Source organism: Glutamicibacter sp. B1 (genome assembly GCF_039602135.1).
Taxonomy (GTDB): domain Bacteria; phylum Actinomycetota; class Actinomycetes; order Actinomycetales; family Micrococcaceae; genus Glutamicibacter; species Glutamicibacter ectropisis.
The window spans coordinates 3237552-3259798 of sequence record NZ_CP125942.1 but is presented as its reverse complement, the minus strand read 5'-3'; the positions used below and the strand labels follow the sequence as shown (position 1 = coordinate 3259798).

The 22247-nt window shown below is 54.1% G+C and carries 20 protein-coding genes and 1 pseudogene; 13 read left to right on the top strand and 8 right to left on the bottom strand.

From position 1 onward, the window contains the following. Positions 1–137: 137 nt before the first annotated feature. Positions 138–386, bottom strand: coding sequence for a ferredoxin (locus tag QMQ05_RS15300; protein ID WP_345471407.1), 249 nt, complete (start codon positions 384–386; stop codon positions 138–140). 192 nt (positions 387–578) lie between these two features. Next, positions 579–1196: an acyl-CoA desaturase gene (locus tag QMQ05_RS15295; RefSeq protein ID WP_216847365.1), complete on the bottom strand. Its 618-nt coding sequence runs from the start codon at positions 1194–1196 to the stop codon at positions 579–581. A 514-nt stretch (positions 1197–1710) separates the two neighbouring features. Between QMQ05_RS15295 and QMQ05_RS15290 the strand changes: the two genes are divergently transcribed. Beyond that, positions 1711–2088 carry a VOC family protein gene (locus QMQ05_RS15290; protein WP_172511708.1) on the top strand — a complete coding sequence of 126 codons (378 nt, stop codon included), beginning with the start codon at positions 1711–1713 and terminating at the stop codon, positions 2086–2088. A 7-nt stretch (positions 2089–2095) separates the two neighbouring features. On the opposite strand, the gene QMQ05_RS15285 is transcribed toward QMQ05_RS15290, so the two are convergent. Then, the gene (locus QMQ05_RS15285) at positions 2096–2395 is read right to left on the bottom strand and encodes a hypothetical protein (RefSeq protein WP_345471403.1); all 300 of its coding nucleotides are present in this window, start codon (positions 2393–2395) and stop codon (positions 2096–2098) included. Between the two features lie 232 nt (positions 2396–2627). Here QMQ05_RS15285 and QMQ05_RS15280 point away from each other — a divergent pair. Further along, positions 2628–2843: pseudogene (locus QMQ05_RS15280) on the top strand (IS110 family transposase); the annotation flags it as partial. 109 nt (positions 2844–2952) lie between these two features. Here the strand turns inward: QMQ05_RS15280 and QMQ05_RS15275 are convergent. Genes QMQ05_RS15275 through QMQ05_RS15265 form a run of 3 tightly spaced genes read right to left on the bottom strand, consistent with a single transcriptional unit; the run spans position 2953 to position 5166 of the window. After that, positions 2953–3852: an EamA family transporter gene (locus QMQ05_RS15275; protein WP_345471401.1), complete on the bottom strand. Its 900-nt coding sequence runs from the start codon at positions 3850–3852 to the stop codon at positions 2953–2955. After that, a complete protein-coding gene (locus QMQ05_RS15270; RefSeq protein ID WP_345471399.1) occupies positions 3849–4568 on the bottom strand; it encodes a B3/B4 domain-containing protein in 720 nt (239 codons plus the stop codon). Before QMQ05_RS15270 ends, QMQ05_RS15275 begins: the two co-directional genes overlap by 4 nt. Further along, positions 4558–5166: a helix-turn-helix domain-containing protein gene (locus QMQ05_RS15265; RefSeq protein WP_345471398.1), complete on the bottom strand. Its 609-nt coding sequence runs from the start codon at positions 5164–5166 to the stop codon at positions 4558–4560. Before QMQ05_RS15265 ends, QMQ05_RS15270 begins: the two co-directional genes overlap by 11 nt. A gap of 216 nt (positions 5167–5382) precedes the next feature. On the opposite strand from QMQ05_RS15265, the gene QMQ05_RS15260 reads away from it, so the two are divergent. From QMQ05_RS15260 to QMQ05_RS15235, 6 genes are all read left to right on the top strand, one after another. Next, entirely contained in the window at positions 5383–5832 is a 450-nt protein-coding gene (locus QMQ05_RS15260) for a YybH family protein (RefSeq protein WP_345471396.1), read from the top strand. After that, positions 5829–7211: a purine-cytosine permease family protein gene (locus QMQ05_RS15255; protein WP_345471394.1), complete on the top strand. Its 1383-nt coding sequence runs from the start codon at positions 5829–5831 to the stop codon at positions 7209–7211. Before QMQ05_RS15260 ends, QMQ05_RS15255 begins: the two co-directional genes overlap by 4 nt. 169 nt (positions 7212–7380) lie before the next feature. Then, complete coding sequence (locus QMQ05_RS15250) at positions 7381–8373, top strand: pyridoxal-phosphate dependent enzyme (RefSeq protein WP_345474778.1); 993 nt, start codon at positions 7381–7383, stop codon at positions 8371–8373. Next, positions 8370–9992, top strand: a complete 1623-nt coding sequence (locus QMQ05_RS15245) for an FAD/NAD(P)-binding protein (protein ID WP_345471393.1) — start codon at positions 8370–8372, stop codon at positions 9990–9992. Before QMQ05_RS15250 ends, QMQ05_RS15245 begins: the two co-directional genes overlap by 4 nt. Further along, the gene (locus QMQ05_RS15240) at positions 9992–11404 is read left to right on the top strand and encodes an alanine racemase (RefSeq protein ID WP_345471391.1); all 1413 of its coding nucleotides are present in this window, start codon (positions 9992–9994) and stop codon (positions 11402–11404) included. Before QMQ05_RS15245 ends, QMQ05_RS15240 begins: the two co-directional genes overlap by 1 nt. A gap of 63 nt (positions 11405–11467) precedes the next feature. Next, positions 11468–13069 (top strand): bifunctional phosphatase PAP2/diacylglycerol kinase family protein, encoded by a 1602-nt coding sequence (locus QMQ05_RS15235; RefSeq protein WP_345471389.1) that lies wholly within the window; start codon positions 11468–11470, stop codon positions 13067–13069. A 398-nt stretch (positions 13070–13467) separates the two neighbouring features. Here the strand turns inward: QMQ05_RS15235 and QMQ05_RS15230 are convergent, their stop codons facing one another. After that, the gene (locus QMQ05_RS15230) at positions 13468–14472 is read right to left on the bottom strand and encodes a LacI family DNA-binding transcriptional regulator (RefSeq protein ID WP_345471388.1); all 1005 of its coding nucleotides are present in this window, start codon (positions 14470–14472) and stop codon (positions 13468–13470) included. 108 nt (positions 14473–14580) lie between these two features. On the opposite strand from QMQ05_RS15230, the gene QMQ05_RS15225 reads away from it, so the two are divergent. From QMQ05_RS15225 to QMQ05_RS15205, 5 genes are read left to right on the top strand one after another with little or no spacing between them, the layout of a single operon-like run. Next, entirely contained in the window at positions 14581–15669 is a 1089-nt protein-coding gene (locus QMQ05_RS15225) for an asparaginase (protein WP_246242402.1), read from the top strand. A gap of 17 nt (positions 15670–15686) precedes the next feature. Then, complete coding sequence (locus tag QMQ05_RS15220; RefSeq protein ID WP_345471385.1) at positions 15687–16574, top strand: polysaccharide deacetylase family protein; 888 nt, start codon at positions 15687–15689, stop codon at positions 16572–16574. Between the two features lie 28 nt (positions 16575–16602). Next, a complete protein-coding gene (locus QMQ05_RS15215; RefSeq protein WP_172511699.1) occupies positions 16603–17958 on the top strand; it encodes an MFS transporter in 1356 nt (451 codons plus the stop codon). Next, positions 17958–18743 carry an SDR family NAD(P)-dependent oxidoreductase gene (locus QMQ05_RS15210; protein WP_345471382.1) on the top strand — a complete coding sequence of 262 codons (786 nt, stop codon included), beginning with the start codon at positions 17958–17960 and terminating at the stop codon, positions 18741–18743. Before QMQ05_RS15215 ends, QMQ05_RS15210 begins: the two co-directional genes overlap by 1 nt. A 25-nt stretch (positions 18744–18768) precedes the next feature. Further along, the gene (locus QMQ05_RS15205; RefSeq protein ID WP_058255783.1) at positions 18769–19518 is read left to right on the top strand and encodes an SDR family NAD(P)-dependent oxidoreductase; all 750 of its coding nucleotides are present in this window, start codon (positions 18769–18771) and stop codon (positions 19516–19518) included. A 468-nt stretch (positions 19519–19986) separates the two neighbouring features. Here the strand turns inward: QMQ05_RS15205 and QMQ05_RS15200 are convergent, their stop codons facing one another. After that, entirely contained in the window at positions 19987–21798 is a 1812-nt protein-coding gene (locus QMQ05_RS15200) for an amino acid permease (RefSeq protein ID WP_345474777.1), read from the bottom strand. Between the last annotated feature and the right edge of the window lie 449 nt (positions 21799–22247).

Below are 22247 nucleotides of genomic sequence, written 5' to 3'. Positions count from 1 at the left end.
GCGAAGACCGGGCATGGACCGAAGCAACGCTGGGGTCAATACGGGCAACGATGCGCCGGCTATAGATTCTTGTGATCAACGATCAGTAAGACCTGGTTCGCTGTTCGCTGGACGCACTGCTTCGTAGATGCCACTGCCTAGGCTTCGGACCTGGGTGTACCGTTTCTCCATTTTTGAACCGGAATTTGATGATTATCAATCTGGATCGCGCCAGAAGGGCACAGATATTCTGCCTCCAGGGCGGCCTTTTGGTCCTCCGCACCAGGTTCATCCTGCAGCAGCTCTGCAAAACCGCCATTTTCTGGGCGATTCTGACATATCCGCGGAGCAGTGAACCCGTAATTGCCCGAGGCTACAGACATGGCACCGTGAACTTTAATCTTCATTGTCAGCTCCACTTTGCCGTTCTTTAGCGTCAGCCACGGTATCTCTGGACCAAGGGACATGCGTAGGGATCTTGAGTCCGCAATCCCACCTGATTCAGGTACGAAATGACATGGAACAACGCTTCCGACAAGCTCTTCTCGGTGTATCTAATGCCGAGTTCCTTGCAATGCTGACGGACTAGGCCATGCGTTTCAGGCAGTTGTGGGCGCGGGGATGATCGGAAACAGATGGTGTTCAAGCTGGTATTGTAATCCGTCCATCAGAAATCGAATCAGGGGACCGTCGCTGATATTTCGGGACATGAGAACCTGACGTCTTAAGAAGTCAAGATGAACTCCCCGGGGAACTGTTGGCATCCCGATGTGATTGAGTGCGAAAGCACCGCCCAACATGACCCCGAAGACGACTAGCTGAACACCCAGGAACGCAAGGGTCTTTCCCGGAGGTAGGTATGCCAATAGGAACACCGCAAGAGCGCTATGCCTGGCAATGATCATCAGCAGTTCGACTATCCGATGTCTGACTCCAGAGGTGAAGAGCAACATCTTCAGCGAAGCCACGTGCAAGTTCAATCCTTCAAAACACAGCAAAGGAAGGAAGAACCATCGTTGAAAACGAGATATCTCAGCAGGAAATCCTCTTCGGCGGATGGTGGCTCCAGGGGTGAGAACCAGCACCGTTGAATGAACATCCGGGTCTGCATCTTCCTTATTCGGGTTGGCGTGATGCGAATTGTGTTTTGCCATCCACCAGCTGTAGCTCAGGCCCATCAGCAGTGCAGAAATGCAGCGCGAGTCCATTCGTTCCATGCTCGTGAGGCAAAGATCGAACGATGTGCTGCTTCGTGGGGCAGGAACCCAAGTTGCGTCAAAACGACGCCTGCCAATATCGCTACGGCAAGTTGAAACCAGGTATCGCCGAGAAAGGCGACCGCCACCATGGTGCCCGCCAGTGCAAGTATCCATCCGAGGATGGACGCTGCGTAGTAGGCATGTCTGCGCCGAGCTAAACCCGCGTCATGCACCTAGGCACTTAGCTGACGGTAGCTTTCGTCGCAGCGATGAGAATTCATGAGGAGCCTCGATGCAAGATGAGATTTCCTTGGACTTCCGATGGCGCCGGCAGAGCCCTATGGGTACACCATAGGCTCAGCAGTCTGCCACGTATAGATTTAACAGCTGATGTACAGTGTGGCGAGAAATTGTGAGCGGCCAAGAACCGCCTGCATAGGCGAGGGAAGTACTTTGTCATCCGTCAATACCCATATGAAAGTCTAATGACCAGCTAGTAGTGATCGAGAGGAATGCAGGCTATCGTGAGGAAATGACCTCTTCTAAGATTTCCCTCGGCGCCATCAACATGACCGCTGAAAATCCGCAGGCGCAAGCGACTTTCTGGTCGGCAGTGACCGGCAATGAAATCTCCGGTGGAGGCGACAGCTTCTATCTTGCGCCGAACGGGCCAGACGGATTTGGAATGTTCTTCCAACCAAGCAGCGAACCACGTCTGCAGTCGCAGGACTCGCATATGGATCTGACTGTTCCTTGGGGCTCCCGTGAAGAGGAAGTCCGGCGAGCGATCGAGTTGGGCGCAACCTACAAGTGGGATGTCCTTGAAGAACACGAACACGTTCAGTGGACCACCCTTGCGGATCCAGAAGGCAACTTGTTCTGCATCGCTGAGCATCCACCGGTGAGCTAGCCAGACATCAGTTCTTATTGTCGGAAGACTCTGGTGAACCCCACACGCGCCGCAATATGTCCCACGCCTTCTGATCCATCAGCGACGTAGGGGTGATTGAAAGCCGAGGGACATGGCGTTCCTCGGCCAGTCGCAGTTCATATTCCAACGTTTCGGGGCTAATGGCGTCGTCTTTGTCCCGCAAGCCGATCTCGATGCCAAAGCGAGCCTGGTTCTGTTCACTATAGAATTCGGCTGTGAGTCTTGTAGTAGCTGGTCTGGGATCCGCTGGCAAGGTAGGAACCAGGCCTCCCACGGTCGAGAGCATGACTCATAGTGGACACGACCCTCACGGTGTCATTCGGGAGAATTGTCTGTTCCCGGTAGTGAGCGGCCGGCAGCTAACCGGCCCACCACGGTAGCCTGATCAGAAGACTGTCCACCCTATGGGGTGTGACCCATCACAGTGTTGCTCCGACGGTGACCTTTCTCCCGGACTGGTACCGGCCGCATCCCGGCCGAATGCCCCATGCGTGAAAATGAAGGATCACTTCAGCCGCATGCCTATCATCTCGCAGACCGTCATCAAAACATACTCCTACATCATCGGCATGGATACCCACGCGAAAAAGCATGTCTATGCCATCCTCGCCAACACCGGCGAGCACATCGAAACCCGCGACTTCCCCACCGCTGAGGCAGGCATCAAACGCGCCATTATCTGGGCCGGGCGCCGCACCGGCAGGGACGCTAGCACCTTGTGGGTCATCGAAGGCTAAGCCTCCTACGGGACCGTGCTATCGCTGACAGTATGAGCTGGATTACGTGTTCACTAGTTGCGTGGAACCCCAAATACATTTATGAACATTAAAGGCGTGGTACCAACTATTTTTGAGTTTCTAAGGGTAAATCAGTGAACGCAAGATCCTGGCTCTTACGCCGGCCCCCTCGCTGTGCCCCGGCTCCGGCAGCGATCACGATAATGATGCCAAGGGCCTGGAGCCAGGTTGGGGTCTGGGCCAAAACGAGCAAGCCGATAAGAATGCCAAAGGCCGGTTCGATGGAAAGCAATGTACCAAAAGCGGTGTGCGTCATTCGCTTCAGGGCCAGCATCTCCAAACCAAAAGCGATGACCGGGGTGATGAGGGCAATGCCTGCGGCAGCTGGTAGGGTCCACCACGCAAAATCGCGGCTGATAACTTGTGGCAAACCCACCGGCATCGTTGCGATGGCCGCCACGGGAATGGTCAGCGACAAGCCGCTGATTCCCGAGAAGCGATCACCAACGTGTTGAGTGAGTATGTTGTACAACCCCCAACAGGTTCCGGCACCCAATGCGAACAGCACACCTACGCCGTCGATTTTCCCGTGCCACGGTTCGGTGAGCAGTACAACGCCTAGAACGGCCAAAATTGGCCATATCAACGCCTTGCGGTTTTTGCTCATGATCCCCGCAACAGTGAGCGGACCGAGGAACTCGATGGATACGGCAGTGCCCAGAGGGATGCGGTCAACGGCTTCGAGGAACAACGCGGTCATAAAACCGGTGACCACGCCTAGCCCGATCAGCGCTGGGGTGTCTTGCTTGCGAATACAGCGGAACTTTGGGCGCGCGATGATCCAAAGGAAAACAACACCAAAGCACATACGTAGCCATGCTGTGCCGCCGGCGCCAACCTGCCCGATGACAAAGACGGACGTGGCGTTGGATAGCTGGACTGCCAGCATCGCGGTAACTGCCAAGGTCCACGGCGGCAGACCGTTCAGTGTGGAGCGAGGGCTCACTGGGCACCTACCATCCGCTTGGAAACTTGTACTGCGGTGCCCAAAGACTCCAAGGCTTGGCTCAAGGATTCGCCGGTCGCCTCCAGCTCTTCATCGCTCATGGGTGCCAAAGCATCCAAGATGAAGAAAGCATTAGTGGTGTCTTGGGACGGCGCGGTGCGCTTACCTTGGCGCCAGTTCCAGCGGCGGCAGGTCACCCCGGTGTTATCTCGCCAAATCACTTCGCCTGTTTCAGGGTTTTCAAGCACCGCTTCGCCGCCAGCGGTCGTATCAAAGGATTCATCCCCGGTAGCACGGGTGAGCGTGGCCGGTCCGTCGTAGAGATCAAAGTCTTCACCACCAAGCGGAATTTGATGTAGCACAGAAATGGCGTTGTAAATATCAGTCAATGCATTCACGCGCGGTAACCCTGCACCCGCGCGACGAGTGAGTGCTTCGAGGCTATTGCGGGTGCGCTGAGGCTTGGCACCAAAACCGCGGTAGGCCTCGCGCCAGGTGCTGATCTGTGGCAGCTGGTCCACTGGGGTCGCGGCCAGCAGCGCATTAGCGTGGGCTTCTGCCTTGTTGATCAATTCATGAGCAATCTCAGAATTCGCCCGTGGGTCGATACCCTCAACCACCAGCAACAGTGCGCGGTAGTCCGGGCGTAGTTCTAGGACTGACGGGTCAATAGAGCAGCCGTAGAGGAATTCGGTGGGGGTCAGCCTATTCGTCATTGCTGTTCTCCGTCTTATGTGTGTGGCCCACACCTGGTTCGAATACGCACAGGCTGAATGTGGCGGTGGTCTTGTGAATATTTGAGTAAGAGTGGATGGTGTCCCCGTCAAAGGACATGGCATCACCGGCTTTGAGCTCATGGGATTCACCATCAACTACTACGGTGATAGAGCCTTTAAGGAGATGCAGAAGTTCGCGGGTTCCTGCAGCGTGGGCTTCGCTCTCGTGGCGCTCGCCGGGAGCTAAATTCCAGTCCCATAACTCAAGTACTTCAGGGGCTTGGGTGCCAGCCACCAGAATTCCTCGGCCGCCATTCTCACCGTTCCACAAGACGGCGCCTTCGCCTGCCCGCGTCACATTAGAATGGCGTGCTTCCGGTGGTTCGACCAAGGCGGGCAGTCCTAGTCCCAGCGCATCAGAAATCTTGAGCAGAATGCTGACGCTGGGATTGGCTGTTCCTTGCTCAACGTTGATGAGCATGCGGCGGCTAACCCCGGCATGCTCAGCGAGCTGATCCAGCGTCCATTCGTGCTTTTTGCGCTCGTTTTTTACTCGCGTACCGATGGTTTGCGCGAGCCGTTCCGCGTTGATCTCCATGAGTGCATCATACTGCACTAAAAGTGCAAAGACCATGTTTAGTGTCCGGAATGACCGTAATTTCGGGGCGATAGAGGACCTGTCATATGGGCGAAATTCATTGACCGGCACCAATTGATAACTTAGGGTAAACAAAAAATGCATATAGGTAATCCACCTCACGCCATATGCCTACCTAAAAGCGTCCGAATCCGGACCTCAGCCTTGGGAGAACCGTTGAGCACAGTTGCACCTACCGAAAGCGACGTACTGGCCGCCGCCGCCAAGATCGTAGAAGCATTTGGCACGACAAACACTGAAGAATACTTCTCACACTTCGCGCCAGACGCATCCTTCATTTTTCATCCCGAAGCATCCCGCTTAGATGATCGCGCTAGCTACGAAAAGCTTTGGGACAGCTGGCTAGCTGATGGATGGCAGGTCACCGGTTGCCAGTCCACTTACCAACTCGTTCATGTTTTCGCTGGCGGTGCAGTCTTCAGCCACAGCGTGGCAACACAAACGCGCAGTGGAAATGATCCAGAGAACTACACCATTGACTCTTACGTAGAACGTGAAACTATCGTTTTCCGCCTCGAAGCAGACGGTTCACTCATTGCAATCCACGAGCACCTTTCAACCGTGCCGGAGCAAGCGGCAACTGAAGCCACCGGTGAGACCGCATGAATCTCTACCGCAAATTTGAACAGAAGCTAGAGGCCGGCGCCGAAAGCTCCGGCCCGATTCGCGGACAGCTGGGCACCGGCCGTATTGGCATGATCTGGCTAGCAGCCAACCTCGTGGTCACCACGCTCTTGACCGGCACATTCTTTGTACCCGGACTGAACTTCTCACTTGCACTGGTGATGATTGTTGTCGGCACGCTAATCGGTGCCGTCATCTTGGTCCTGGTAGGAAACATCGGCACTCGTACCGGGCTGCCCACCATGGCCATCACACGCGGTGCCTTTGGTGCTCGCGGTAGCTTGCTGCCGGTGGCAGCCAATGTCATCGTGCTGATGGGCTGGAGCTGGGTGCAGGCCATGCTGGCAGGTGTCACCGTCAACTACCTCGTTGATTCGATGACCGGGTTCAGCAATCCCGTCCTATTCTCCGTGATCTGCCAAGTCTTTGTCGTGACTCTGGCACTGTTTGGGCATGAAGGAATTTCGAAAGTTGAACCCTGGCTTGCTGTCTTGATCTTGGCCATCATGGCCTACGTCTTTGCCATGGCCTTCGGCAAATATAATCCTGAAGAGTTTGCTGCGATTCCGGTTGATGCCTCCCTTGGATACACACCGTTCATCGTTCTGGATATCGTGATTGCCACGGCGATTTCCTGGACCGTGCTTTCGGCGGATATCAACCGTATGGCTCGCAATACTCGTGCCAGCATTGTCGGTTCAGGCATTGGCTATACGCTTTCTACCGTCTTGGCCATGATCCTTGGCGCCACTGCTATTGGGTACGTCATCCTCTCCGGTGGCCAAGCAACAGAGTTTGACCCAACAATTCTTGTTGCAGCCTTTGGTGCCCCACTGGCTATCGCCATCTTCTTGTCAGTAATGGCTACCAATACAATGGCCGTCTACGGAATGATCACCTCGGTGGTCAACTCCCGTCCCGAACGTAAGTTGCCGTTCTTGGCCACAGCTTTGGTAGTTGGCGCAGTATCTATCCTCGGAGCTACCTGGCTAGCACTACTGGATCAGTTCACAGATTTCTTGACACTCATCGGTGCATTCTTCGTTCCGGTCTTCGCCATCATGATTGTGGACTACTACCTGCTTAAGCGTTCGCGCTACACGCGTGACATCCTGCGCCACAGCGGTGGTGCCTACTGGTACCGCAACGGAGCGAACCCGATTGCCGTTGGCGTGTGGGTGGCCGGTGCGGTTGTCGCCTACCTGCTGACCTACATCTTCCCCAGCCCAATTGGCGCCACGGTTCCATGCTTCTTTGTCAGCTTCCTGCTCTACCTAGCTCTGTCATGGAAAAACCGAGATCAGGGCCACACTGCACCGTCTGAGCACCTGGTAAGTGAGGAACCTCAGAACGTCAGCTGAGCGGCAAGAGCGCACGGTCTGGGACTTACATCTGAATCCGCGGCACCGGTAGCCATCGCTTCACTTCTACACATAGACTTGCGAAAAACGGGACGAGTCAAGCTCATAGCTACTGACCTGGAAATGACCGTCAGCAGTGTTATCCGTCGTAAGAATGTGAGTAGTGACTATGGAAGTTACCGGTGCTTTAACACCCTTCAAATCACCGATTGTGAAACTTGAGAGGCTATTCGATTCAAGTGAGATCGAGCTTTTCGCCAAGCTGGATTCACTGCAACTTTCTGGCAGCACCAAGGAACGCACTGCTGAATCTCTGATCACTGCGTTCTTAGAAACAGGTGAGCTCAAGCCTGGCGGAATGGTGGTGGAATCAACCTCAGGTAACTTGGGGATCTCCCTGGCCCGGCAATGCATCGTGCGAGATATCAACTTTGTTGCCGTGGTTGATGAAAACGCCAACAAATCAGCGCTAGACATCATGCGCGCCTACGGAGCAACCGTAGATCTTGTCATGGATCCACCCGATGGCAACAGGCTAGCCGCGCGCCGCAAACGGGTCGCGCAACTGCTGTCCGAAAACCCTGGTGCGGTGACCACCAACCAGTATGGATCCGCGCGCAACCCTGAGGCTCACTACTCTACGACCATGCCAGAAATTATGGAGGCGATGGGAGGAGAGCTAGATATGCTCTTTGTCGCCACCAGTACCACGGGCACGATTCTCGGATGCCAAAAGTACGTGCGAGAACATCAGCTCAAGACAAAACTGATTGCGGTGGATGCACTTGGCTCAGTGCTCTTTGGTGGCCAATCGGCAGAACGGCGCCTGCCCGGTCTGGGCGCAGGAATAGTCCCTGATCTGTCCCTAGAAGTGCAGCCCGACGAAGTTTTCCGTATCCCTGAAATTGAGATGGTTCGTGGCTGTCGACTACTGGCCAAGCGGGAAGGCATCCTTGCCGGAGCCTCTACCGGAGCAATTGTCGCGGCCATGGGGAAAATGCTCCCAGACATTCCCCAGGGCTCACGGGTTGCCTTCTTGGTGCACGATTCCGGGGTTCCCTATCTACACACCGTTTACAACGATGAATGGGTGCAAAAAACTCTTGGTGAGTCACCTCAGTCTGCGAACTTGTCTGAGTTAGAAGTTGGCGCTGGACGATGATCCGCATAGCGATGATCGGTGGCGGCCCAAAGTGCCTGTTTGCTCTGTTGGAACTCAACGATGTGCTCAGCGACAACGAATGCCAAACTGTTCAGGTTGATGTTTATGACCCCTACCCGCCGGGAGCCGGACGGGTATGGAATACCACGCAGCCCAAAGAACTGAGGCTGAACGTCAACTCGCGCATAATCGACGCGTCTTCTAGTCTGTGCGAAAAGACGTTTGATCAATACAGGCAGCCGCATGCTTCGGATAAAATCCAAGACGTCTTTGCACCACGGGCCGAGGTCGGCGCATACCTCAGCGAGCAATTTGAACTGTTGACCAAACACGGTGAGCTATCGGTATCCCATCGACCGCTGGTGGTTCAGCGGGTTCAACGGCAAGGCGAACAGTGGGCAGTATCAACGACTTCTGGTGCTGAACTCTATGATGAAGTTGTCCTTGCTACCGGCCACGGGTTGGCAGGCTACAGGAATGAAGAGCAACCGGTTTCAACAATTCCCGCAGCAGCGCTGAGCGTGGAACAAGCCCCTGAAGCCATCGCGCAAGTACCAGCTGGAAGTAGGGTCAAGATTCGCGGTGCCGCACTGACAGCCTATGACGTGGTCATGGTCTTGACCGAAGGGCGCGGTGGCCGTTGGGAACCTGTTGCCGATGATGCCGGGGGTGCGCTGCGATATCTGCCCAGCGGAAACGAGCCAGCGCTGATCACGATGGTTTCTCGCCAGGGTATTGCGATGACACCAAAGCCAAGAGACATTGGCGAAGACCTGCACAGCGTTCTGGGCATTTACCAAACTCAACTGCGTGCCTGGGCGGGCTCTTCAACGCCTAATACTAGGAAAATGTGGAGCATCCTGCTGGACTGCGCGAAGCACATCGCTGATTTCAGCGGCGTACCGGCCACCAAGGAATCACTCTGGGACACCGTATGTACCGGTAGATCCGCACAATTCTCAGAACATGAGCGACCTTTTGAACAATTACGCTATAGCCTCGAAGCTAACCGTGGACTAGTAAGCGGAACCCATGAATGGGTGTGGGCGGTAACTTGGTCAAAGCTATATTCAGAACTGGTCCGTGCGCTCTCTAGATATAACTGGAGCCACACCGAGCGAGGAGAATTTAACCTAGCAGCAAGCAACCTTGAACGTATGGCCTTTGGCCCACCAGAGCCCACAGCACAAAAACTGCTAGCCCTGCACGACGCGGGGATCCTGCGTCACCAACAATCCGTAGCCAGTACAGCTAGTACTGATCAAGGCGAAGATCAAAGAACAGACACCGTTGAAATAGACTCTGTGACTGCCGCGGCGGGCGTGCTCACCGCCGCAGCTCCTCACGGCAAACCAGCGAACTCCCTCATTGATGGCCTGTTGGCGGCAGGAGAAATCATGATTAGGACCGGCGAGCGCGGACTACTCACCGACACTGACGGAACCTGCATCGATTCACAGGGTCAGCGCAATGAGTCGTTGAGCGCTCTGGGGCGTCCGACGGAGGACCCTACCTTGGGTCATGACACCTTGAACCGAACTTTGCATACCGAGTACCGAGAATGGGTCAAGCGCATTGCAACGCAAGTGACCGTTCAAAGCCAGAAAGTAGCTTATTGATGCCACCGCTGATGCACGGAACCCTACCTCTGACGGCCCGTCTGGAACCATGGATGACAGAACTTGTTGAGAATCCTAAACTCTGCCAAGAACTACTCACCAAGTATGGGTCACCACTAAACGTTCACAACTTCTCATCGATGGCACGGAACATCACCGAGCTACGTGAGGCAGCGGCTGAATATGAGGTTGACTTCCAAATCTATCTAGCGCGCAAGGCCAATAAGACCCTTGGTGCTATCGACAAGGCTTTTGCCGAAGGCTGCGGAGTGGATGTAGCAAGCTTCCACGAATTAGATCAGTGTCTGAAGCGTGGAATCAGCTCCGATTCATTGATTGTCACCGCTGCGGTGAAGTCCCAAGCCCTACTTGAGCTGGCAGTCCAGAACAATGTGGTGCTGAGTCTAGACAATGAAGATGAAGTAGATGATCTACTTCAGATCGCTAACGCTACGAACACTCCAGCCCGGGTTGCCCTGCGACTGGCTTCAGCTGATCCGCAGATCTCACCCACCAGATTCGGACTGAGCGCAGAGCGTTGGCTGGAGTTTTTGGGTGGCGTCACCAATCAAGAGGCGCTCGAAGTCATCGGTGTGCACTTCCACCTCAACGGCTACGACGGTGGGCAGCGCGCAGCAGTGCTGCAGGAGTCACTGGACTTAGTTGATGCGCTGCGTCAGCAAGGTCATTCGGTGAAGTTTGTAGATATGGGCGGCGGTATTCCCATGTCTTATCTTGATGATTCAATCCAGTGGAGAGGATTCTGGGAGGCGCTCGCCGAGCTGCCCGAGGGGGACGAATCTTTGACCTGGAAAGCTGACCGGCTTGGTGCCACGGGCCCGCAGGCCAGCAAGGCCCTATATCCGTATCACCAGCAGTTGATTCGTGGTCCGTGGCTAGAACAGATCCTGACTACCAAGGGAGCTGATGGATCTCAAAGCGTAGCCGAGATGCTCAATGAACGCGGGATTCAGCTGAGGTGTGAACCGGGGCGCTCACTGCTCGATGGCTGTGGGCTCACGCTGTCCCAGGTGGCCTTCACCAAGGAACGCAGTGATGGCGTAAGCCTTGTGGGTCTCCATATGAATCGCACCCAGTGCCGTTCAACGGCTGCAGATTTCCTGGTTGACCCACTGCTGGTCAAGACGGCGGGTAGACATTCAAGACAGCTCGCACCGTACAGCGGCTTCCTCGTAGGTGCTTATTGCATTGAAGAAGAACTCATCTTGCGCCGCCGCTTTGAATTCCCGCAAGGCGTAGCCAAGGGCGACATCGTGGCGTTCCCAAATACCGGGGGATACCTGATGCACATTATTGAAAGTGCCTCTCATCAATTGCCACTGGCCAAAAATTTGAAATGGGATGACGGGCAGTGGGATCTTGACGGTATTGATGAGATTCGTCTGGGATAAAGCCATGTAAGCGCCGGGTTTTGGTCAATTGACTGTTTGCCCTGACACAGTGAGAATCAAGGTATGACGCGAATCTTGAAACCTCTCGGTCGTTTTGATTTGGCGTCACTGGCGCAGGGCCGATTCTTCATGACGTTCATCTTCTTGTTCACTGGATGGACTCTGCTCTCTACAGTCTGGGGATTAGAAGATCTTGATGAACTGACGCTGGCGCCGTGGATCAATGCGCGCAGCTTTGCAGGACAGATTGCCGAAGCGTTTGCACTGCTGACTCATCCGGCGCTGGTATTTGCTTTCATTCTGGCGATGGCATTGTGGACCTTGCGACGCCGGATACGACGGTTGGCCGGAGCACTGGGAGCAGTAGCCTTCGTTATTCCGATAACCGCTGGGATTCAGTTCATTACCAACCAGCCGCGTCCGGCTTCGCCCTTTGAAGATTCGCTGACCTATCAAATCTCCGCTTATCCCTCGGCCCATATGGTGGCGGTGTCTGTACTTGCCTGGGTGCTGGCGACCCTGGGCCATGCACAACGACTAACAACTAGTTCAGCGTTGCGTTCGCGACTTATTGCTACCTTATTGATCCTCATGGTCTTAGGCGATCAATGGATAATGCGTACCCAAACAACAAGCCAGCTCATTGGCGGAGTCCTGTTGGGAATCACGTGGGCCAGCGGCGTCCTTGTGGTTACTGGGGTAGGTCCGATACTTCAAGGGTGGGCCGGGCTGGGCCTACCCGTTGAACAAAGTGACAAGCGTGCTGCGGTAATTTACAACCCCACCAAGGTATTGGACTTTGCGCTGTTCAGACGACGTGTGGAGTACGAGTTACAAGCTGCAGGGTGGAAGCCGCCTTTGTGGCTAGAAACCGAACGTGAAGACCCCGGGGGCAAGATGTCTCAGCAGGCTATCGATGCCAACGTTGATGTGGTGATCGTGGCCGGAGGCGACGGCACGGTTCGAATGGTCTGCCAGGAATTAGCCAATCAAGGAATCCCGGTTGCACTGATTCCGGCGGGTACCGGAAACCTGTTAGCCAGGAACCTTGGAGCCTCACTAGATGAGAGCGAAGCCATCCGTACCGCTCTTGCTGGTGAAGCGGTTCCCATTGACTTGATCAGCTGCACCACTGAGGCAGGAAACTCTGTTTGCGCCGTGATGTGTGGTCTAGGTTTTGATGCCAAGATTATGGGCAATACCAATCCAGAGTTGAAAAAGACCATCAAAGCCGTAGCCTACGTGGTAGCTGCGGCACAACAGTTCAGCCTCACACCTTTTGAATGTACTCTCACCATCGATGACCAGCCGATTCAACACCATTCTTCGATCATGACCCTCATTGGCAATGTCGGCCGATTGATGGGTGGAATCAACTTGATCCCTTCCGCCGTCCCCACAGATGGAAAGATCGACGCCATGATCGCTTCGCCCACCGGAGCTCGGGAACTAGCCTCCATAGCTAGAGGAATTGTCCTAGGCACCGATGCGAAGTCGCTGAGCTATCAGCAGGGTCAGGTCATTGAGATTCGAGCGGATCAGCCGGTGGCCTGCCAGCTGGATGGTGACTACGCCGGAGAATCCACGTTCTTCCGGGCTGAGATCATGCCGCAGGCACTATCCATCATGCTTGATGCTGGCGGGCCTCGCCCGTGGCAGAACTAAATCAGTCGAGGCACTGCCAGTGCATAAGTCAAAGGGGGTTCAAAAAGACGACGTTTTGAACTTAGATCACCGTGAGACTGGATGTATATCGGGAACGCCCCGGTTCTAGGAGAGGAAAGTGGTGAGCATTCGTAAGGCAGTCGTCGCTGTAGCCCTTTTAGGAACCGCAGCGTTCACTTACCGCTTGGTTCGCCGTATCGCGTACTAAGCCAAGAGAGCCAAAGTACGCGTTGCAAGGCGCGGCAGGGTGGGAACTGAACAAGTAAGTACAGTTCCCACCTTGCGTCATTTGATCATTTAACATGCCGGCTGAGCGATTGAAGTTATCCAAAAATTTCAGTAGTAGACCAACAGCGACAGACAGCAAAGTGTGCCACTGAGGTCAATGACCAAAGAGGTTACCGCGACGTTGAACGAATCACGAGATTTGTATCAAGCTGGACACTCTCGCATTCTTCGCCTTGAATGTTCTTCAAAAGTAGGTCAAACCCCCTGCGCCCAATCTCATGCATCGGCGAATGCACGGAAGTCAGGCCAACTCCGCTGGCAAGGGGAGTGTCGTTATATCCAACTACCTTCACATCTTCCGGAACCTTAAGACCGCGCTCGCGTAGAACACCTAAAGCGCCAATGGCGGCGAAATCGTTGACAGCGAATATTGCTTCCGGAATGCCGTGTGCATCGAGCAGATCACGAGTGGCTTTTTCGCCACTAGACGTATCGAATCCACCGTAAGCGATGTGGCTGACAGGAAGATGAATTCCCTGTTCTGCTAGAGCTTCGATGAAGCCTGTTGTGCGATCAATCGACGTGGACATTCGGTGATCACCAGCGAGTAGAAAAATTTTCTTTGAACCAAACTCCGCGAAGTGTTCACCCACGAGACGCCCGCCCATTTGGTCGTTGCACGTGACAGATAAATGTCCTGGAGATCTGCGGTTGACCAGGACAAATGGTACTTTTTCTTTATCTAGAGACTTCAACGTCGCCCCATCAAATGGAGTGTCGCCAAGGATGAGTCCGTCGATTCTGCGATCCAAGAATTTACGGACACGCAGGTCGTGGGTGGCGGGTTGGTCTAGAGAATTTGCGACGACCGCGGCGTAACCGTGTTCGAGTGCAGCTTCGTCAATTCCTTCATACATGGTGGCGAGCACGTAGTCCTGAAGTCTTGGAACCACGACGCCGATCAGGAGAGATTTAGCAGTTCTTAATGAAGCGGCGTACTGATTCTTGACGTATCCCAGTTCAGTAGCGAGGTCATAAATCTTTTGGTTCGTTTCGGGCGAAGCCCAGCGAGAGTCGATACCAGATGGATCATTGAGTACGCGGGAGACCGTCGAAGGGCTCAGTTCTAGCGCCTGAGCTAACTCCTTGAGTGTTACTGCGCTTTGTCTGGCCACGTGCTCACCGCCTTTCCTGCGGTCAAAGACGACTTTGGTCTTTGTGTCATTGCGTTGCCAGTCTACTTTATGAAAATTTTCCCTTGCGCCAAGTAAGCCCCGTCACTTATGGTGTTCTACGACACAACACAAACGTTTGTGGCAATCGTTTGTGTAGTTGTCGACAAAGCAAAGAAATTGAGGGAAAACGAATTGACGAGAGTTCACATCATCGGTACCGGAGGGACGATTGCCTCTAAGCCTGAAAGTGCGAGTCGTTCAAATGATCTCGACGATTCGACTTCCGGGGCTGTCGCTTCGGTTGGCATCGCGGACATCATTGGGGTGACATCCGTAGAGGGTGACCTGGAAGTCTCGTCGGAGGACCTCCTGCTAACCGGTAGCTACGCCTTGGACATGAGTCAGATCTTGATGATCGTCGATCAAATACAGAACCGGATCAAGGATCCGCACATCAACGCGGTGGTAGTAACTCATGGCACTGACACCATGGAAGAAACGGCGTTTCTAAGTGAGCTTGTCAACGACGGTTCTAAAGCAGTTATTTTTACTGGTGCGCAGCGTTCAGCAGAGCATGCGGATACAGATGGTCCGCGAAATCTCAGACAGGCGATCTTGGCAGCAACCGATCCAAGGGTGAGCAGTATGGGCGCGCTGGTGTGCTTTGACGGTGTAGTTCAGTCGGCAAGAGGCGTACGAAAGTCTCACACCACAGCTAGTCAGCCGTTCTCAGGCGGAGCAACGGTGGCAACGTTCCATGACAACAAACTGGAGATGGTCGCTACTCCTGACCGACGCTCGACTTTGGCCTTACCTGCCAATGGCTTTGGTTCAGTCCGAATTGACGTCCATTTCGCCTATCCCGGTTCTGATTCTGGTGAATTGATCAAAGCCGCACGTGGCGGTGCGAATGCAGTCGTCTTGGCGGGTACAGGCGTTGGGAACGCAGGTCCTGGTTATGTTGAAGCGGTCATGCACCTGACTGACATGGGAGTGCCAGTTGTTTTAGCTAGCAGGGCACCATCTGGACCAGTGGTTCCAATCTATGGCAATGGCGGTGGTGTGGATTTGATTGCCGCAGGAGCAGTAAGCGCTGGAGTTCTTAGCCCGTTCCAAGCGCGAATATTGGCGGCTTGCCTCATTACTCAAGAAGTTTCGGTTTTCGAATTCAAGGAACTATTCAGCAGCTATCGCTGAATAAGAAAGGAAAGAAAATGTCCAAGAAGATCTATGTATCTGTCGGTATCGATGTTGACGCAGTAGGAGGATGGCTCGGCTCCTACGGTGGCGAAGACTCGCCAGGCGACATTTCACGCGGCATGTTCGCGGGAGAAGTCGGCGTCCCACGCCTGCTTCAACTGGCGCAACGACGCGACATTCCAGTGACTTGGTTTTGGCCAGGACACTCAATTGAAACCTTTCCAGAGCAGTTTGAGCGGGTTGTAGCCGCTGGGCATGAAATCGGTGTCCACGGATATTCGCACGAAAATCCGATTGCGATGACCCGGACTCAGGAAACTGAGATTCTCGACTACTGCACTGATCTCATCGAGCGCCGTTCAGGTAAGAAGCCAGTTGGATATGTCGCACCGTGGTGGGAATTTTCAAAGGTGACTAACGAGATCCTGTTGGAACGTGGTTTTCTTTACGACCATTCTCTGATGCACGATGATCACACTCCGTATTACGTACGTGTGGGTGATTCGTGGACGAAGATCGATTACGACGCCGCCTCAGCCAGAGACTGGATGAAGCCATTGGTGCGTGGGGAAGAAACCGATCTCATTGAGATTCCGGCGTCCTGGTACTTGGATGACCTTCCTCCCATGATGTTCATCAAGTCGAGCCCAAATAGCCACGGATTCGTCTCGCCCCGTGACGTTGAACAGTTGTGGAAAGACCAATTTGACTGGGTCTACCGGGAAAAGGATTACGCGGTATTCCCGATTACCATCCATCCAGATGTTTCTGGGCGACCACAGAACTTGCTGATGCTAGAACGGCTATTTGATCACATGCAAAGCCACGATGGTGTCGAATTCTCCTTCATGGAAGATGTTGCACGCGACTTCGCAAAACGATCACCGCGCTCCGCGGGATAACCCTTCGCATCTAGACCTAAGGAAAATCATGTCCGATTCCAGTACCAACGTTCGCGGTCCTGTCGCCCCATGGGACGTTGCCGTGACACCGAAAATGATCCGTAACGTTTCGATTGTCTGTTTCGTGGCCTGGGTAGCTTCAGTCTATGACTTCACGCTTTTTGGCACTTTGCTGCCACTGATTGCGGAGGACTTCGGTTGGAGCACAGCGCAATCCACGACGATAAACACCATTGCTCAGGCGGGCGTATTTCTTGTTTCTCTCGCCGTTGGCCCCATCATCGATAAGTTGGGCCGTCGAAATGCCTTGGTCATTCTTATGATCGGTGGCGGCATAGCTTCGGGTGTGACCGGATTAGCCGGCGGAGCCGTGGCATTTGTGATCATTCGTTCCGTGACGGGTTTATCCCTGTCAGAGGAAGTGGTGAACGCCGTTTATCTCAGCGAGATCTACAAGGATGTTAAGAACAAAGGGTTCTTCTTTTCTGTTGTTCAAGCTGGATATCCGATCGGGGCTCTCGTCGCAGCTACCATGTCAGCGCTCCTGTTGCCCGTTATAGGGTGGCGCTGGAGCTTTGTGGTGGCTGGAACCGCGGCTGTAGCTGTCGCGCTGTGGGCCACGCGCCTGCCAGAATCGCCAACCTTCGCGGCCATCAAAGAGGCGAAACGACGACAAGCTGTTGGGGACCTGGATGGGGCCAAGGCGCTTGTCGACGAACATGGACTAGCGCTAGGCGAAAAATCTAAAGGTGGCCTCAAAGAAGTATTTTCCAAGGGGCTACGTAGACATACGATTTTCCTTTCCCTTGCCTGGTTCTTTAACTGGATCGGCATTCAGGTTTTTTCGGTTCTGGGTACCACCGTATTGGTGGGGGCCAAGGGCGTTTCGTTTGAAAATGCGCTCGTAATTCTCATTGGTGCCAACGCTGTCGGGTTCATAGGCTACCTTTTCCATGGCTGGCTGGGAGACAGGATCGGTCGTCGATCCACAGTGATATTCGGCTGGTTTGCGGGTGCCGCTTCAAGTCTGTGCATGCTGCTTATTCCTGGCAGTACATGGTTCGTTATCGCAATGTATGGTCTAACCTTGTTCTTCCTGACGGGACCTTATTCAGCGTTGCTTTATTACATGGGAGAGTCGTTCCCAGCTCACATTCGAGGTACTGGCGCGAACGTTGCTCACGTAATGGCCCCGGTAGGTGCAATCGCGGGTTCAGGCGTACTTAGCCTCGTTCTCTATTCGGGATTTAGCATGACTGCCGCCGCGATCTGTAGTGGAACACTGGGACTGCTCTTCTCAGCCCTATGCATGCTTGGAACCAAGAAAGTTGAATCCGAGGACAGGGATTCCTCGGACCTCGTAAATGAAGGAGTAACGGCATAATGACGGTACAACGTGACGACGGCCTAGAAGGTAAAGTTGCGCTAATTTCCGGAGGAGCAAGCGGGATTGGACAGGCCTTAGCAATTGCTTATGCCAGAGCCGGTGCACGCAGCGTGGTCAACTATTTTCCACAAGATCCGCATGATGCTCAGGAAACGGTAAAGGCAGTAGCGAATATAGGTGGCGAGTGCATTGCTGTTGCCGCCGATGTGCGAAGTACAGAAGATTGCAATGGACTCGCCGACGCCGCTATCAAGCACTTTGGACGCCTTGATATTGCAGTAGCGGCTGCTGGCATTCTCCGACGGGATCCACTGGGACAGATGGAAGATAAAGCTTGGTCAGACATGCTAGATGTGGATCTTACTGGGGTAATGCGCGTGTTCAGAGCTGCTTCTTCCAAGATGACTGATGGCGGTGCGGTGGTTGCAACATCATCCATCGCTGGTGGGGTTTATGGATGGGAAGAACATGCTCATTACGCCGCAGCAAAATCCGGAGTTCTCGGACTTTGTCGCTCGCTAGCAGTCGAGCTTGCTCCACGGAAGATTCGAGTCAATTCAGTAATCCCGGGTCTCATCCGTAGCCCACAATCCATGGACGCAAAGAATTCGCTTGGCGACGCGGGACTGGACGCGGCCGGCAACATCATTCCGTGGGGAAGAGCCGGAACTGTTGATGAGGCAGCCCGAACCATTCGCTTCCTCACTAGCGATGATTCAGCGTATATGACTGGACAACAATTAATTGTTGATGGCGGGCTAACTGTTCGCTGGCCAAGCTGAGCCGGTCAAAGAAACGAGGTCAAGAATGAAGACGCTAGACAATAAGGTCGCAGTCATCACCGGCGGCGGCAGTGGAATTGGAGCCGAGATTGCCCGACTCTTCGCACAGCATGGTGCCAAGATTGCCATCCTAGATCGCGATGCTGCGGCGGGGGATGGTGTGGTTGGTCGGCTCCAAGCTACGGGAACTGTTGCGATATTCAGAGCGGTTGATGTGACTAGCTCGGAGTCGATGCGCATCGCGTTTGACTCTATTGTTGATGAGCTAGGTGGCATTGATATTTTGGTGACGGCTGCCGGAATCCTTGATGAGAAGCCATTCGTTGACATGACCGAGCACGATTTTGACCGGACCATCGATATCGACCTAAAAGGTGTATTTCTGGCAGGGCGCTGGGCTGTTGATCACATGAAACAACGTGGAGGCGGCCGCATCATCAATATCGCCTCACAGTTGGGAATCAAGGGTGGTACTGGATTAGTGCATTATGTGGCGGCCAAGGCTGGGGTCATTGGTATGACCAAGGCGATGGCCTTGGAGCTTGCCGGTGAGAACATACTGGTAAATGCCATCGCTCCTGGACCTATTGAAACGCCTTTGCTCAACGGGGTCACTGAGGAATGGAAAAAGGCGAAACAGAAGGAATTACCACTGGGCCGATTTGGTACTCCGGCGGAAATTGCTCCTACCGCTTTGTTGCTTGCTTCGTCTCCTGGCGGCGACATATATGTTGGCCAGACGCTGGGGCCCAACAGCGGCGATGTAATGCCGTAGGGGGACTAGTCCAATATGTGTGGAGCTTGCCCAGGGGGCATTCGAGTTTCAACGACTACCGCTGAACTGAACAAGTTTCAACTCAAGCGACGACTGTTGTCAGAGTTTAAACAGTGTCTCGCTCACGGGTGCACACTTACGCTTAGCGGTGATCAGTGGATACTACGACGACGGACGGGGCGCTTAGTCGTGTACCCAGACGTCGAACTAATGATCTCAGATTTGGGTGGCCCTTGTCGGTCGGACTGGAGAAGCGATCGTCATCCGGATCGAGTGCTTTCAGATATCTTGCACTTACGCATAATCCAGAGTTGAAATAAGCCAGCTCGGGGTTGCTTAGACCCGTGGTGAAATGTAAGCGACAAAGTCGAATGAGCTTGTTCGTAAGCACATGAAGAGACACAAACAGCCGATGCCCACTTACGAAAGTTGGCATCGGCTGTTTGGAGTATCCGGATGAAACAAGATCTAACCCACGTGGACCCATGGGCGCCGTTGCAGATTCGGCTCTGCTTCACGTAGGACTTCACGGGTCAGCGGTGCAATCTCACCCTGTCCAAGGAAGATGAACTTGGCGAGGTTGAGCAGCGGGTTGCCTTCGGTCCAACGGAAGTAGATGTGTGGCATTACCTCGTAGTTATCTCGGATAGCCATGGCAATGGCCGCAATGGAGGTGGACACTGACGGTGCTGTTGCTTCAAGGATCCACTGGCCATGACGGGTAATACCGCGTACCTCAATATCTTGAGCGAAGTCCGAATAATCGCTGACCTTGATTTCCAAAAACACCACCGGGGCCCGCTGGGGGATGTGGCTGGCCAAGATGGCATGCTGATGCTTATGCAGATAGCGACGCTTAGAAACCTTGACCGGCTCATGGGCAATGAGTCGTAGCAACCCAGCACTGCTTGCCTTGCGGATGATTTCTACCGCGCAGTCATCAAACATCACCGAGGTGGCTCGAAGTTCGGTGGAACGACGGAAGCGGGAGAGCAATGACACGACAAGCACCGCTGCAATGAAGAACGCAGCAATCTTTAGACCATCTGGGCGCTCAACACAGTTGACCACCGTCGTATATATGAAAACCAGACTGGTTGCCCCGAAAAGCAGTGCCTTACCTTTTTCACCTCGGCGTCGTGCCGAAATGGTGACAGCGATGGCCGCGGAACTCATCAACACCAAGACACCGGTGGCATAGGCGGCACCCTGTGCGTCAACGCTGGCCTTGAAGTGAACGGTGATGCCGATGGCTACTAACAAGACCACCAATACCAGTGGGCGCACGGCGCTGGCCCACGCCGGAGCCATACCAAAACGTGGCAGGTAGCGGGGGATGAGGTTGAGTAGTCCGGCGAGCGCCGAGGCGCCGGCAAACCACAAAATCAAAATGGTTGATACGTCGTAGACGGTGCCAAATCCGTCTCCCATCAAGTGATGAGCCAGCCAGGACAGGGCTCGGCCGTTGGCAGAGCCGCCGGGTTGGAATTCTGCGGCAGGGATCAGCACCGTGGTCACGATGGAGGACAGCACTAGGAAGCCACTCATGATCAGGGCAGCTGTGGTCAGTAACTTCTTTGCGCCCTTGATGCGTCCGGCAGGATTAGCTTCGGTATCGCCGGGAGCTTTGGAGATCTGTGGCATCACGGCGACACCGGTCTCAAAACCAGATAGGCCCAGGGCCAGTTTGGGGAAGACGATCAGGCAAACCAGAAGCATCATCATGGGATCCCCGTGTGCAGTGAACAGGGAATCTATCCAATTGGTGACTGAGATTGGGTGCCCGATGATGTTGGCTGCTGATACGGCGATGATCACGAGGTTCAAGGCCAGGAAGGAGAAGACCAAGGTGACGGCAATCCAGATGACTTCGGTGAAGCCACGGAGGAAGAGTGCGCCGAGCAGGATCAGCAACACCAGGGTGATGGGTACTTCCTTGCCGGTGAACCAGCTGGGTGTGAAGGGGTTTTCAATCAGGTGAGCCGAAGCATCCGCTGCGGAGAGCGTCGCGGTGATCATGAAGTCGGTTGCTGCGAAGCCCAGGAGCACTAGGACAAAGACTTTGCCCTTCCAATGAGGCATCAGTCTTTCCAGCATGGCGATGGAGCCTTGGCCATGTGGTGATTCGCTAGCAACTCTGCGATACACGGGCAGGGCTGCGAACAGGGTGACGGCAACAAGGATCAAGGTGGCAAAAGGAGCTAGTGCACCTGCGGCCAGCGCGGCAATGGCCGGCTGGTAGCCAAGCGTGGAAAAGTAGTCCAAACCCGACAGGCACATGACCTGCCACCATTTGGCACCATGCTTGCCGGAGTTGTTGGGGTCTTCCTGGCCGACAGAACTGTCGGTCAGCCAGCGCCGCAACCGTGAGGGCACAGTGGCTTGTGGTGCCTGTTTCGACCTTTGGGGCGACTCAATTGTTTTGTTCACGAAGATGAACAGTACGCCTGAATACGAGATAAAGAACCACTGAAGAGCAAAAATTTTTTGCTCGCTGACAGAGTCCGGAAATAGTGGGACTTCCGCCCATTCTTCACGGGACTTTCTAGGGGCGAGGAGCAACGATAGATTCTGCTCTGCTTTCTTTGAATATATGATTTGACGTGAGTTTTTAAATGATATTCGTTGGTTAGAGGTGAGCTTCACTTCTCTTGAATGAGGGAGCGTTCAGGCTTGGAGAAACGCAAAAATTTATGCAAAAAATACTGTGTCTTGCAGCACATGAAAAC

What these genes read in the sequence shown, in the direction of transcription:
- QMQ05_RS15255 (WP_345471394.1), top strand. Translation starts at nt 5,829, where the DNA reads ATGAATCTCTACCGCAAATTTGAACAGAAGCTAGAGGCCGGCGCCGAA.
- QMQ05_RS15285 (WP_345471403.1), bottom strand. Translation starts at nt 2,395, where the DNA reads ATGCTCTCGACCGTGGGAGGCCTGGTTCCTACCTTGCCAGCGGATCCC.
- QMQ05_RS15200 (WP_345474777.1), bottom strand. Translation starts at nt 21,798, where the DNA reads ATGTGCCTGTCGGGTTTGGACTACTTTTCCACGCTTGGCTACCAGCCG.
- QMQ05_RS15265 (WP_345471398.1), bottom strand. Translation starts at nt 5,166, where the DNA reads ATGGAGATCAACGCGGAACGGCTCGCGCAAACCATCGGTACGCGAGTA.
- QMQ05_RS15295 (WP_216847365.1), bottom strand. Translation starts at nt 1,196, where the DNA reads ATGGAACGAATGGACTCGCGCTGCATTTCTGCACTGCTGATGGGCCTG.
- QMQ05_RS15270 (WP_345471399.1), bottom strand. Translation starts at nt 4,568, where the DNA reads ATGACGAATAGGCTGACCCCCACCGAATTCCTCTACGGCTGCTCTATT.
- QMQ05_RS15300 (WP_345471407.1), bottom strand. Translation starts at nt 386, where the DNA reads ATGAAGATTAAAGTTCACGGTGCCATGTCTGTAGCCTCGGGCAATTAC.
- QMQ05_RS15235 (WP_345471389.1), top strand. Translation starts at nt 11,468, where the DNA reads ATGACGCGAATCTTGAAACCTCTCGGTCGTTTTGATTTGGCGTCACTG.
- QMQ05_RS15225 (WP_246242402.1), top strand. Translation starts at nt 14,581, where the DNA reads ATGGTGTTCTACGACACAACACAAACGTTTGTGGCAATCGTTTGTGTA.
- QMQ05_RS15240 (WP_345471391.1), top strand. Translation starts at nt 9,992, where the DNA reads ATGCCACCGCTGATGCACGGAACCCTACCTCTGACGGCCCGTCTGGAA.
- QMQ05_RS15290 (WP_172511708.1), top strand. Translation starts at nt 1,711, where the DNA reads ATGACCTCTTCTAAGATTTCCCTCGGCGCCATCAACATGACCGCTGAA.
- QMQ05_RS15215 (WP_172511699.1), top strand. Translation starts at nt 16,603, where the DNA reads ATGTCCGATTCCAGTACCAACGTTCGCGGTCCTGTCGCCCCATGGGAC.
- QMQ05_RS15220 (WP_345471385.1), top strand. Translation starts at nt 15,687, where the DNA reads ATGTCCAAGAAGATCTATGTATCTGTCGGTATCGATGTTGACGCAGTA.
- QMQ05_RS15250 (WP_345474778.1), top strand. Translation starts at nt 7,381, where the DNA reads ATGGAAGTTACCGGTGCTTTAACACCCTTCAAATCACCGATTGTGAAA.
- QMQ05_RS15205 (WP_058255783.1), top strand. Translation starts at nt 18,769, where the DNA reads ATGAAGACGCTAGACAATAAGGTCGCAGTCATCACCGGCGGCGGCAGT.
- QMQ05_RS15245 (WP_345471393.1), top strand. Translation starts at nt 8,370, where the DNA reads ATGATCCGCATAGCGATGATCGGTGGCGGCCCAAAGTGCCTGTTTGCT.
- QMQ05_RS15210 (WP_345471382.1), top strand. Translation starts at nt 17,958, where the DNA reads ATGACGGTACAACGTGACGACGGCCTAGAAGGTAAAGTTGCGCTAATT.